This is a genomic window from Actinomadura sp. NEAU-AAG7 (assembly GCF_018603865.1).
In the GTDB taxonomy this organism is placed as follows: domain Bacteria; phylum Actinomycetota; class Actinomycetes; order Streptosporangiales; family Streptosporangiaceae; genus Spirillospora; species Spirillospora litoris.
In genome coordinates this window covers 791563-803282 of record NZ_JAHFZY010000005.1, presented here as the reverse complement: position 1 = coordinate 803282, position 11720 = coordinate 791563, and the positions used below count along the sequence as shown (strand labels likewise).

8 protein-coding genes and 1 pseudogene are annotated in these 11720 nt (G+C 73.9%); 4 read left to right on the top strand and 5 right to left on the bottom strand.

Annotation, left to right across the window (positions count from 1 at the left end):
• From KLI87_RS26330 to KLI87_RS26320, 3 genes are all read left to right on the top strand, one after another.
• Window positions 1-807 (top strand): alpha-glucosidase C-terminal domain-containing protein (locus tag KLI87_RS26330; RefSeq protein WP_214619081.1); only part of this gene is annotated, 807 nt, incomplete at its 5' end.
• A gap of 2 nt (window positions 808-809) precedes the next feature.
• Window positions 810-2219 (top strand): phosphotransferase, encoded by a 1410-nt coding sequence (locus tag KLI87_RS26325; RefSeq protein WP_173390648.1) that lies wholly within the window; start codon window positions 810-812, stop codon window positions 2217-2219.
• Between the two features lie 138 nt (window positions 2220-2357).
• Window positions 2358-3851, top strand: coding sequence for a C40 family peptidase (locus KLI87_RS26320; protein WP_214619080.1), 1494 nt, complete (start codon window positions 2358-2360; stop codon window positions 3849-3851).
• Window positions 3852-4119: 268 nt separating this feature from the next.
• On the opposite strand, the pseudogene KLI87_RS26315 reads toward KLI87_RS26320, so the two are convergent.
• The 3 genes and pseudogenes from KLI87_RS26315 to KLI87_RS26305 form a co-directional block, all read right to left on the bottom strand.
• Window positions 4120-4761, bottom strand: a pseudogene (locus tag KLI87_RS26315) (serine/threonine-protein kinase); the annotation flags it as partial.
• A 72-nt stretch (window positions 4762-4833) separates the two neighbouring features.
• Complete coding sequence (locus KLI87_RS26310) at window positions 4834-6636, bottom strand: N-6 DNA methylase (protein WP_214619079.1); 1803 nt, start codon at window positions 6634-6636, stop codon at window positions 4834-4836.
• A 197-nt stretch (window positions 6637-6833) separates the two neighbouring features.
• Complete coding sequence (locus KLI87_RS26305; RefSeq protein ID WP_214619078.1) at window positions 6834-7667, bottom strand: PP2C family serine/threonine-protein phosphatase; 834 nt, start codon at window positions 7665-7667, stop codon at window positions 6834-6836.
• 255 nt (window positions 7668-7922) lie between these two features.
• Between KLI87_RS26305 and KLI87_RS26300 the strand changes: the two genes are divergently transcribed.
• Window positions 7923-9266, top strand: coding sequence for a cytochrome P450 (locus KLI87_RS26300; RefSeq protein WP_214619077.1), 1344 nt, complete (start codon window positions 7923-7925; stop codon window positions 9264-9266).
• On the opposite strand, the gene KLI87_RS26295 is transcribed toward KLI87_RS26300, so the two are convergent.
• Window positions 9253-10761, bottom strand: a complete 1509-nt coding sequence (locus tag KLI87_RS26295) for a prenyltransferase/squalene oxidase repeat-containing protein (RefSeq protein WP_214619076.1) — start codon at window positions 10759-10761, stop codon at window positions 9253-9255. The two genes, KLI87_RS26300 and KLI87_RS26295, sit on opposite strands and share 14 nt — an antisense overlap.
• Complete coding sequence (locus tag KLI87_RS26290) at window positions 10758-11630, bottom strand: terpene synthase family protein (RefSeq protein WP_214619075.1); 873 nt, start codon at window positions 11628-11630, stop codon at window positions 10758-10760. The genes KLI87_RS26295 and KLI87_RS26290 overlap by 4 nt, the downstream gene beginning before the upstream one ends.
• Window positions 11631-11720: the final 90 nt, after the last annotated feature.

The following is an 11720-nucleotide window of genomic DNA, read 5'->3' as shown; positions in this document are numbered from 1 at the left end:
ACCATCCCCACCAACTGCCAATGGGGCATCTTCCTCCGCAACCACGACGAACTCACCCTGGAGATGGTCACCGACGACGAACGCGACTACATGTACACCGAATACGCCAAAGACCCCCGTATGAAAGCCAACATCGGCATCCGCCGACGCCTGGCCCCCCTCCTGGACAACGACCGCAACCAACTCGAACTGTTCACCGCCCTCCTGCTCTCCCTCCCCGGCTCCCCCGTCCTGTACTACGGCGACGAGATCGGCATGGGCGACAACATCTGGCTCGGCGACCGCGACGCTGTGCGCACCCCCATGCAATGGACCCCCGACCGCAACGCCGGCTTCTCCCGCGCCGACCCCGCCCGCCTCTACCTCCCCGTCATCATGGACCCCATCTACGGCTACCAGGCCGTCAACGTCGAAGCCCAGGCCGACAACCCCGGATCCCTCCTGCACTGGACCCGCACCATGATCGAGATCCGCCAACGCCACCCCGTCTTCGGCGTCGGCACCTACAACGAACTCTCCGCCTCCAACCCCTCCGTCCTCGCCTTCACCCGCGAGATCACGGAAAAGGAAGCGGACCAGTGGGGCGGAACGGACGTCATTCTCTGCGTCAGCAATCTCTCGCGCTTCCCGCAGCCCGTCGAGCTGGACCTGCGGCGCTTCGAGGGCCACTCCCCCGTCGAATGCACGGGCGGGGTGCAGTTCCCCGCGATCGGCGAACTCCCCTACCTCATGACGTTGCCGGGGCACGGTTTCCATTGGTTCCAGCTCACTCCACCGGAGGACGCGGACACCGAGAGGACCGCCTGACCGTGCTGCCGCCGCGGAGCGTCCTGCAGCGGGACCTCGCCGAATGGCTGCCCCGGCAGCGCTGGTTCGGCGGCAAGCACATCCCCATCGACGGCATCACGATCGCCGCGACCACCGAGCTCCATTCCGGCGACCCGGCGCTGCACCATCTCGTCATCCACGTCCGGCAGCACACCGGTACCGACCGGTACCAGCTCCTCCTCGGCACCCGGCGCGACCTGCCCGACCGGCTCAGGCACGCCGAGATCGGCGGCTCCCCCGAGGAGGGGACGCACTGCTATGACGCCGCCCACGACCCCGACCTGACCCGGACCCTGCTGCGCGGCCTGGCGGCCGAGGCGTCCGTCGGCCCCCTGCGCTTCCGGAACGCGGGCGGCGGGGTGATCCGCACCGACCTGACGAGCCTGCCGATCACCGCCGAGCAGAGCAACACCTCGCTGCTGTTCGGCGACGCCTACATCTGCAAGCTGTTCCGGCGGCTAAGCGACGGCGTGAACCCCGACCTGGAGGTCAACCTCGCGCTGACGCGCGGCGGCTGCGCCCACGTCCCGGCCGTCCTCGGGTGGATCGAGCTGGAGCCGGGCGAAGGCGGCGAGCCGACCACGCTCGCGCTGCTCTCGACCTACCTGCGCACCGGCGCGGACGGCTGGAGCCTCGCGATCGCCAGCGTCCGCGACTGGTACGCCCACACGATGCCGCCGGGCGGGGACGAGTGGGCGGAGCTGGACGCGAGCGCCGCGGGCGGCGACTTCGCGGCCGAGGCCGAGCGGCTCGGCGCCGCCACCGCGCGGGTGCACCAGGCCCTCGCGGGCGCGTTCGGCGTGACGACGCTGCCCGCCGGCGAGGTCCACGCGATGGCGGCGCGGATGAACGAGGATCTCACCGAGACCTGCCGCGCCGTCCCCGCGCTGGCCCCGCACGCCAAGGCGCTCACCGGCGCGTTCCTCGACCTCGCGACGCGGGCGGCGCCGCTGCCCGTCCAGCGCGTCCACGGCGACTACCACCTCGGCCAGGTGCTGCGCACCGAGTCCGGCTGGACGGTGCTGGACTTCGAGGGCGAACCCGCCCGCACCCCCGGCGAGCGCCGCGCCCTCGCCCACCCGCTCCGCGACGTCGCCGGGATGCTGCGCTCCTTCGAGTACGCGGCGCGCTTTCTGATCACCAAGGCGGGCGCCCTGCCGCCGGAGTCCGGGCGCCGCCTGGAGACCCGCGCGCACGCGTGGGCCGCGCGCAACCGCGCCGCGTTCTGCCGCGGCTACGCCGCCGCGGGCGGTGTCGACCCGGCCGCCCACGCCGTCCTGACCCGGGCCTTCGAGTTCGAGAAGGCCGTGTACGAGGTGCGCTACGAGGCCCGGAACCGGCCCGCGTGGCTGCCGGTACCGCTCCGCTCGCTGGCCCATCTGACCACATGATCAAAGACACGAAACGCCGGATCCAATTCCGACCCATGATCATGTAAAATCCCCGCACTCACCCCATTCGCCCGCGATCAACGGGTACCCGAACTGTCGGTAGGAGATCATCTGACATCACGAAAACGGAGCACGCGAATGTGCGAAGCACGCCAGTCCGGCCGGCCGAACGACCGGCCCCGGGCATTCCCCGGCCGACCCCGCCACGGCGGGACGACCGAGCGAAAACGCAGGACGCTCCGGCGCGCGGCCACCGTGACCGCCGTCGGGCTCGCGCTCAGCCTTCCGGCGGGCACGCAGGCGCTGGCGGCGCTCAACCCGGTCGTCCTGAAAAGGCTCGACCTGGACGCGGTGACGCTGGGCAAGGTCAAGGCATACGACCGGTACCGCACCCGTGAGGCCAGGCAGAAGACGAAGGCGAAGAAGGCGCTGACCTTCGCCCGCAAGCAGATCGGCAAGCCCTACAGCTGGGGCGCCGCCGGTCCCGCGCGCTACGACTGCTCGGGCCTCGCGATGGCCGCCTGGCGCAGGGCGGGCGTGAAGATCCCGCGCGTCACCTACTCGCAGTACTCCGGCGTCCGGCGCAAGGTCGCCTTCAAGGACCTGCGCCCCGGCGACCTGATCTTCTTCCACGGCCGCAGCCACGTCGGCATCTACGTCGGCCACGGCCGGTTCCTGCACGCGCCCAACAGCCGCTCCCGCGTCCGGATCGACAGACTCGGCGCCGCCCGCAAACGGCAGTTCGCGGGGGCCGTCCGTCCGGGGGCGCCCGCGTACAAGAAGTGGTCGCCCTCCATCCGTGAACTCGTCGAGAAAATCGACCGGATGAGCGCCCAGGAGAAGGCCCACAAGGCACCGGAGACCACGGCGGATTCGCCTCTGGGCCTGCCGCCCGGCATAATCCTGCGCACCACGCTGGCCAAACCCGCGCCGCCCGCCAACGAGGCGGCGGCCACGCAGTCCCAATGGCCCACACCGCCCTACAACGACGCACCGGCCACCCATCAGGCGCCGCTCGTGAACCAGCCGACGCCCGTGGACGAAACGGCATCGACGAGCGAGGAAACGTCCGCGGAAGAGGCGGCGCCGACTCAGGACTCGCCGCCCATCGAGGCGGGGTCGCCGGCCAATCAAGCGGACGACGCGTCACCCGCAGCGGCACCGCCCGCAAATGACGCGGCCCAACCGGAGAACGCGGAGTCGACCGAGGACGGGGCGGCGCCCACCAATGCCGCCGCGCAACCGGAGAACACGGCCCACGCGCACAATGCGGCGCACGCGAACAGCGCGCCGCATGCGGACGCCACGCACTCGCATGATGCGGCCGCCGTCGCGGACGGCGCGGTGGCGGAGGCCGAGAACGCGCACCACGCGAACGAGCAGGCCCTCGCGCAGGAGGCGGCGGCCCTGGACGGCTCCGGGGCGGGGACGCCCGGGAGGCGTGAGCGCCGGCCCGTCCCGCCCAGGGGCGTGTCCCGGCCCGTGCACGAGGTGACCGTGCACGAGGTGAAGGCGCCGGTCGGCACGCACGAGGGGCACGGGCGGCCCGCGAACCTGGCCGCCGCGCAGCCGCGGCCCGCCGTCCTCGCGAAGGGCGAGCGGCCCGTCGCGCACACGGCGGCCCGGAGCTGACAGGACGCGGACCGGCCGGGCGCACGACGGGGGCGCGCCCGGCCGGTCCGTCATGCGCGGGCGTCAGCGGGGGTCGCAGGGCCTGGCCGACGATGAGCGCGTACATCCGCTCGGGGCTGGACGTGGACGCGGGTTCCAAGAATCCGGGCAGGAGCGGAAGGTCGGTCGCGAAGGGACGGACGCGTTCATAGAGGGACGGCGCGTCCGGTGGCCGGTTCTCGGGCTTCTTCTCCAGAAGATCCTGGACGAGGTAGTTGAGTTCGGAGGGGATGCCCTGGATGGGCGGCGGCTGTTCCCGGACGTGCTTGTCGAACACCGCGTAGGCGGTGGGCCCGGCGAACAGCTGCCGTCCGGTCAGCATCTCGTGCAGGACGCATCCGAGCGCGTACAGGTCGCTGCGGGGGTCGGCGACGCCCTGCTCGATCTGCTCGGGGGCCATGTAGGCCGGGGTGCCGAGGATCTGCCCGTGCCGGGTGAAGTGGGCGACGTCGGCGTCGCCGAGGACGGCGAGGCCGAAGTCGAGGACCTTGACGCTCCCGTCGGGGCAGAGCATGAGGTTGGTCGGCTTGAGGTCGCGGTGGCGGATCGACAGGGCGTGCGCGGCGGCCAGGACGGCGGCGGCCTGCGCGGTGATCCCGGCGGCCCAGGCGACGGGGACGGGGCCGTGCTCGGCGATGAGGTCGGCGACGGTGACGCCGTCGATGAACTGCATGACCTGGTAGAGCCGCTGCTCGAACGTGCCGAAGTCGTAGAGGGTGGGGGCGCCCGCGTGCTCCAGCCGGGCGAGGATGCGGGCCTCGCGGATGAAGCGCCGCTCAAGCTCGTCGTCGGGGCCGCCGGGGAGTTGGAGGAACTTCACCGCGACACGGCGGCCGAGGCGGGTGTCGTCGGCGGCGTAGACGGCGCCCATCCCGCCGCGTCCGAGCGGCAGGTCGTCGAGCTCATACCGGTCGGCTATGAGCATCGCGGGAGCCTCCCGGGGTCAACGGCGGGGACGCAGATGACCGTCCACCAGCCCGTCGAAGCTTAGCCGAACCAGCGCGTCGCCAAGGGCCGACATCTCCCGCAATGTCGCGGTCAGCCGGACGAGTTCCTGGAACGCCCGGCCGTATTCGCGCTGCCTTTCGAGGGAGAGCCTGGGGATGCGCGTCCGGCGCAGGTCCATGCGGCTGGAGCCGGTACCGGTGCGGGTGTGCGCGAACGTCAGGAACCCGGCGAGGAAATGCGGATCGAGACGCGCGCCGTCCGGGCGGTAGAGCGTGAGGTGGGGGCCGAGGACGGCGCCGGGCTCGGCGATGACGCGGGCGGACCCGGCGGCGGTGGCGACGACGTCCCCCGGCTGGAGCCTGATCAGGGACGGGTCGGGCGCGGCGGCGCCGGAGGGGTCGCTCCCGGTGGTGAGGTCGTCGACGGTGAGCACCGGCACGGCGCCGCCGGTGAGCGGCCGCGCCGGGGCGTGGATGACGGTGAGGACCCCGGCCCTGGCGAGTTCGGCGATCGTGGTGAACGGCAGCGGCCGCTGTTCGGGCAGGAGGTCGACGCGGGGCGGCTCCGGAGCGGCGGCGGCGAGCCGGTCGAGGGCCTCGGAGAAGCGGCGGCCGAACGCCGGGCCGCTGTGGCGGGGGCGGTGCCGGGAGGGGGTGACGTCGACCTCGTCGTCCAGGAGGTCGACGACGGGCACCGACCATTCGCCGCCGCCGTCGACGTGCCGGTTCCATTCGCGTTCGACGCGGTCGAGGTCGCCCTCGGCGTCCAGCAGGAGGATCCGTTCGGGGGGCCGTTCGCCCGGTCCGGGACGGCGCAGGAGCCACAGGTCGGGGCCGCCGGGCGCGAGGGTCGCGACGGCGCGCAGGGCGCCGGTCCGCAGCAGGTTGCCGCGGACGCGGCGGCCGGGCCGGCGGCTCGCGACGGCGGACGGCATGAGCAGCGCGGCGCGTCCGCCGGGCCGCACATGGGCGAGGCAGTGCTGCACCCAGGCGAGTTCGGGCTCGCCGCGCGGCGGCAGGCCGTACTCCCAGCGCGGGTCGCCGGTCAGGTCCTCGTGGCCCCAGGCGCGGTCGCCGAACGGCGGGTTGCAGACGGCGGAGTCGGCGGCCTCCTCGGCGAAGCCGTCCGCGCGCAGGGAGTCGGCGGCGACGATCTCGGCGGGCGTCCGGGCGAGCAGCAGCCGCAGCAGGGCGATCCGCGCGGCGGCCGGGTCGCTCTCCTGGCCGAGCACGCGCCCCGCGCCGGGCGCGGCGAGGAGCAGGGTGCCGAGGCCGCAGGCCGGGTCGAGGACGGTGTCGCCCTCCCGGCAGGCGAGCCGGGTCATCAGCCGCGCCACGTCCCCGCGGGTGAGGACGAGCCGCCGCGAGTGGGCGGCGGCGTACCGCTCGAAGATCAGCTCGAAGGCGCCCCGGTGGCCGTACTCGGCGGCGAGGTCCTTCAGCATGCCGGGCAGTTCGGGGTCGCCGGGGATGATCGCTGGTTGCGACGACCCGGTCGCGTCGCCGCGGTCGCCCAGCAGGCGCAGCCCGGCCCAGCCGACGAGGTCGGCGAGGCGGAAGTCGTCGGCGGACGCGCGGAGCCGCTGCCAGACCCGGTCGCCGAGCGACACCTCGAACGGCTTGCCATTGCGGATCAGCCAGCCCTCGACGTCGGTGAGCGAGAACAGCGGGCTGGCGGCCGTCCCGCCGACGGGCCGCGGAAAGTCGGCATGCCGGCGGCGCCAGTTGCTGACGGTCGCGCGGCCCACACCCGCGATACGGGCGATGTCGCCTGCGGTCACCCCAGGGTCGTCGCTCATGCCCCAACCCTAACGGAAGCCCAATGCGCGGAAAGAACACCCGTGAATCGTGTCAACAACCACTCCACAGGCCACACCTCGAACTCCCGGCAGGGACCGGGAGCCCAGGAGGCGAAGTCCGTCGCGGGCGGCGACATCGAGGGCACAGGCGGCTGAACACCGGCACCCGCGAACCGGGTCAACGGCTTCTTCGCTCGTCACGCCCGGCGCAAGCGGCGGCCGAGCCTCGCCAGAGGCCCCGTGGGGGCGTGCGCGGCGGCGCCGAGCAGTTCGGGCGACTGTGTATCGGCGTCTGCGGCCTCCGGGACGACGTCGGCGACGACGCAGGTGATGTTGTCGGGGCCGCCCGCACCGTTGGCGAGGGCGACGAGGCGGTCGACGGCCTCCTCGGGGGCCGGGGCGTCCAGCGCGTCCCGGATCGCCTCGTCGGGGATGACGCCGGACACGCCGTCCGAACACAGGAGGTACCGGTCGCCCGGTCGCGCCTCCCGGTGGTAGAGGTCCGGCTGAGCCCGCGCGCCGCCCTGCAACGCGCGCACCAGCACCGAGGCGCGCGGGTGCCGGGCGGCCTGCTCGGGGGTGAGCCGCCCCTCGTCCACCAGGATCTGGACCATCGTGTGATCGCGCGTGATCCGCTCCAGCACGCCGCCGCGCAGGACGTAGGCGCGCGAGTCGCCGATATGGGCGACGGCGAACCCGGCGCCGTCCCAGGCCAGCGCGGTCAAGGTCGTGCCCATCCGGGCGAGGTCCGGGTCGTGGCGTCCGAGGTCGTCCAGGCGGGCGGCGATGTCCGTGACCGCCGAGGCGAGCGCGGGCCCCGGGTCGCCTCCTTCGCGCCCCGCCGCGCGGTGCGGGGCGGCCTCGGCGAGGACGGTGATCGCGGTGCGGCTGGCGACGTCGCCGTGCGGGTGGCCGCCCATCCCGTCGGCGACCGCGAGCAGCCCAGGGGAGGCGAACGCCGAGTCCTCGTTGACCGTCCGCTGCCGTCCGGTGTGCGTCCCGGCCGCGAACCGAAGCACATGGTGAGTCATGCACTCCATGAAAGCACTCATTAACTCGATTCACAAGCAAACCCCTCCTGCGCTGGGCTTACGCGAGAGTCGTGCTTGGGAGGGTCGGTTGGTGGGGTCTCCCAGTGGGGCGGGGATCGTAGATCGTTCTTTGCTTGGTCAACTTCCTCTCTGCGGCGGGTAGTGGTTCGGGCGTCTGGGTGAAGGTGGGCGGTGGTGGCCGGAGGGTTGGGCGGGCGAGGGGATCGCCTCGCCTTCGCTCTTCATGGAGGTTCGATGCCGCTTCTCATCGGTCGCCACGGGCCCGGTGTTCCGCGGGGGCCCGGAGGGTCGGCCGTCGCGCGGCGGCTGCTCCGGGATCCCGTCGGGCTGTTGCAGGATCTGCGGGAGGTGGGGCCGGTCGTGGTGGTGCGGCTCGGGACGGTGCCGGTCTATCTGGTGAACGCGCCGGACCCGCTGCGGCGGATGCTGGTGACCGACGCCGGGTCGTTCGTCCGGGGGCGGGCCTACGACCGGGCGCGGCCGGTGCTCGGGGGCGGCCTGGCCACCGCGGACGGGGACGCGCACCTGCGCCGGAGGCGGCTGATGATGCCGTCCTTCCACCGGGCGCGGCTGCTCGGTTACACCGGGGTCCTGCGGGAGCAGGCGGAGGTGCTCGCCGGGTCGTGGCGGGACGGGCAGCGCGTCGAGCTGGACGTGGCGCTGCACCGGGCGAGCGCGGCCGGGGCACTGCGGGCGCTGCTCCGCGCGGACCTGGACGAGGCCACCGTCGCCGAGATCGACCACTGCGTCACGGTGTTCCTGCGGGAGATCCCGCTGCGGGCCGTGCTGCCGCGCTTCGCCACGCGGCTGCCGCTGCCCGGCAACCGGCGGTTCGCGCGGGTCGCCGCGCGACTCCGGGAGATCGTGGACGGCATGGTCGAGGAGCGGCGGCGCGATCCCGGGGAGCGGGACGACCTGCTGTCGCTGCTGATGGACGCGCGGGACGAGGACACCGGCGCCGCCATGTCGGCCGCGCAGCTCAGGGACGAGCTCGTGACCATCCTCGCGGGCGGGTCCGAGACCGTCCCGACCACCTTGTCGTGGCTGTACCACGAGCTGGGGCGGAACCCGGAGATGCAGGCCCGGTTGCAGGAGGAGCTGGACGCCGTCCTGGGCGGCCGCCCCGTCGAGTTCGACGACCTCCCCCATCTGCGCTACACGCGGCGGCTCATCGACGAGACGCTGCGGCTGCACAGCGTCGCGTGGATGATGTCCCGCCGCGCGCGCGTCGACGTCGATCTCGGCGGATATCGCATTCCGGCGGGAGCGGAGTTGCTCTACAGCCCCACGACGTTCCATCGGGACCCTGTTCTCTATCCGGAGCCGCTCCGGTTCGATCCCGACCGGTGGCTGTCGCCGCCGCCGAGGGAGCATTTCGTGCCGTTCGGCGCGGGGCCCCGAAAATGTATCGGCGACCATTTCTCCTACATACAGCTGAGCGTGATCGTCGCGAGCGTGTCCGCGCGGTGGTCGGTGGCGCCCGCGCCCGGGGCCGAGGTCCGGGAGCGGGTCGCGGGCGCGCTGCGTCCGGACCGCCTGCCGATGCTGGTGTCGCGGCGGACGGCTACGCGCCGCTAGGCGCGGTGCGGGCGGCGGCCAGCGCCGCCCCGGCCAGCACCGTCGAGGACGACACGTCCCGCGGCGTGTAGAGGCTTCGCCCCACCCAGAGTTCCGGGAACGGGCCGTCGAGGTGGTTCCGCAGGTAGCGGTGGGCGCCGACCCACGCCGACCTGGGGACGCGCATGCCGTGGCGGGCCAGGGCGTCCAGGTTGAGGACGGCGCAGCCCGTCTCCTCCGGCGTGCCCGTCCCGTACCAGCCCCACGACCCGTCCGGCCTCTGGGTGGCGAGGAGCCAGGCCAGGGTCCCCTCCAGCGGCAGGGTGGACGCCCGCGTCAGCGCGAACGTCACCTGCGCGGTCGCGTAGTAGGGGGACGCGTGCCATTTGTCGTACCACCAGGCGTCCTCGCGGCGGGTGTCCAGGAGGAACTCGACGATCTTCGCCATCGGACGCGTGTAGGCGGCGGGACGGAGCGCGAGCGCCTCCAGCACGCGGGCGTTCGGGGTGACCGATCCGTCGCGCTCGCCCGGATAGGTGAAGAAGCAGTGCTCGCCCTCGAAGTCGAGCAGGGCGTCCAGCAGGTGCGGGACGCCCCGGCCCGCCGCGTGCAGCACGATGATCGCCATCGCGGTGTCGTCGGGGTCGGGCAGCGGGAAGCCGCCGCTGAGCCCGAGGTGGCCGCGCGGTCCGAGGAGGGCCCGCAGCCGCGCGACGCGGCGGGCGGCGGAAGGCGCCCGCATATCGAGGAGCCCGCCGCGCTGGAGATGGTGCAGCGCCCAGGCCAACTCGAACGCCTCGGTCGGGTAGAGGGACGGGACGCCGCCGTCCGGCATTTCCACGTTCTTCAAATACGCCGGCATCCCGCCGTCCGGGCCGGCCGCCCAGAGCGCCGCCGTCGCGGAGGGGGAATTGGCGAGCGAGCCGTCCGGGCCCGCGAAACGCGCGAGCCCGCGCAGCGCGGGACCGGGGTCGACCGCTTCGAGGGAGTACATCAGCGACGTGGGCTCGCGGAGCAGGCGGTCCCTCGGAATGAGGTCGAGTTTCGCCCGGCGGGTCTTGGCCAGTTCGTCCCAGTCGCCATAGGGCAGGTCCAGTCCGCGGGCGGACGCCTGGCCGAGCAGGAACGGGACGGCCAGTTCGAACCCGATCGTCTCCCCGACGTCGGCGGCCCGCCACGCCGTGGAGTGCGCGCGCAGGTAGGCCAGCCCGGCGCGGACCGCCTCGGCCCGTCCGGGCAGGGGCGGCCCCGGGTCGGTCAGGGCCATGACGGCGGCGAGGGTGCAGACGGTCCTGTCGTGGGGGAGGCCGATGACGGCGCCCCACGAGCCGTCCGCGCGCTGCCGGTCGAGGAGCCAGCGGCGCGCGCGCGGGAACAGCACCCGGTCGCGGTCGCGCAGCCGCGACAGCCAAGCCGTCGTGTACGGGCAGGGGCTGAACGACCCGCCCTCGCCCAGGCCGTCGAGCAGCGTCTCCGCGCGGGCGAGCAGGGACGCGCGGACGTTCCGCCCGGTCATGCCGCGTGCCCGGCGTCGACCCGCTCGTAGTGGCGCACGGCCCACAGGAGTTGGCGCTCCAGGGCGAGCGCCGGCCCGGGGACCTGGCCGATGTGCGGACGCAGCGCCCGGCGGCAGCGCGCGACGCACTCGGCGGAGCGGGCCCGCGCCTCGCCCGGGCTCATGCCGAGGGAGAGCGCGTCCAGCACGCCCTCGGCCCGCTCGCGGCGGTGCCCGCTCAGGTCGTTGGCCAGCCGGACGGCCAGGCACGCGTCCCGCAGCGGCCCTTCCAGCGCGCGCAGCACCGGTTCCGGGCAGGCCATGCCCGACCACATCGCGAGGACGAGCGGGGCCAGCGCGACGCTCGCGGCGCCGTGCCGCAGGTACTCGCGGAGCGGCGGGGGCGGGCCCCCGGCGGCCACCCGCCGCGCGGCCTCGTACTCGAACAGCGCCCCGGCCAGCGCCGCGTCCACGGACCGGCGCCACGGGCCCGGCGCGTCCGGTGCGGCGGCGATCCCGTCCCGGATCTCCGCGAGCCCCTCCCCCAGCGGACCGGAACCGGCGGCCCCGGCGGCGACGGCGCGCAGGTCCGCCAGGCCGCGGCGCAGGGCGGCGGGGTCGCGGCGGGCGGCGGGGCCGTCGGTCCAGGCGTCCAGCGCGAAGATCCACAGGCCGGTGCGGGCGGTCAGGTCGGCGGCGGGGCGCGACGTCCAGGGCGCGACGAACGCGGCGGGCATCCCGCACAGCGGCGCGAGCGCGGGGTCCAGGGGCGGGCCGAGCCGTCTCGCCCACGCGGCGGCGCGGGCGGTGAGCCGGGCGGCGGCGACGGCCGCGTCCGCCGCGGCGAGAACGTCCAGACCCGGGCACGCGTCCGCTGACCTGTAGTCCATTGAGTGCGCTACTCCCCTATTCATGCCATCGATACGTCAGGAACATCCCTGGAACACCTCCGATCTAACCGGTAACAACCGTGTCCGGAG

What these genes read in the sequence shown, in the direction of transcription:
- KLI87_RS26320 (WP_214619080.1), top strand. Translation starts at nt 2,358, where the DNA reads ATGTGCGAAGCACGCCAGTCCGGCCGGCCGAACGACCGGCCCCGGGCA.
- KLI87_RS26305 (WP_214619078.1), bottom strand. Translation starts at nt 7,667, where the DNA reads ATGACTCACCATGTGCTTCGGTTCGCGGCCGGGACGCACACCGGACGG.
- KLI87_RS26300 (WP_214619077.1), top strand. Translation starts at nt 7,923, where the DNA reads ATGCCGCTTCTCATCGGTCGCCACGGGCCCGGTGTTCCGCGGGGGCCC.
- KLI87_RS26310 (WP_214619079.1), bottom strand. Translation starts at nt 6,636, where the DNA reads ATGAGCGACGACCCTGGGGTGACCGCAGGCGACATCGCCCGTATCGCG.
- KLI87_RS26295 (WP_214619076.1), bottom strand. Translation starts at nt 10,761, where the DNA reads ATGACCGGGCGGAACGTCCGCGCGTCCCTGCTCGCCCGCGCGGAGACG.
- KLI87_RS26290 (WP_214619075.1), bottom strand. Translation starts at nt 11,630, where the DNA reads ATGGACTACAGGTCAGCGGACGCGTGCCCGGGTCTGGACGTTCTCGCC.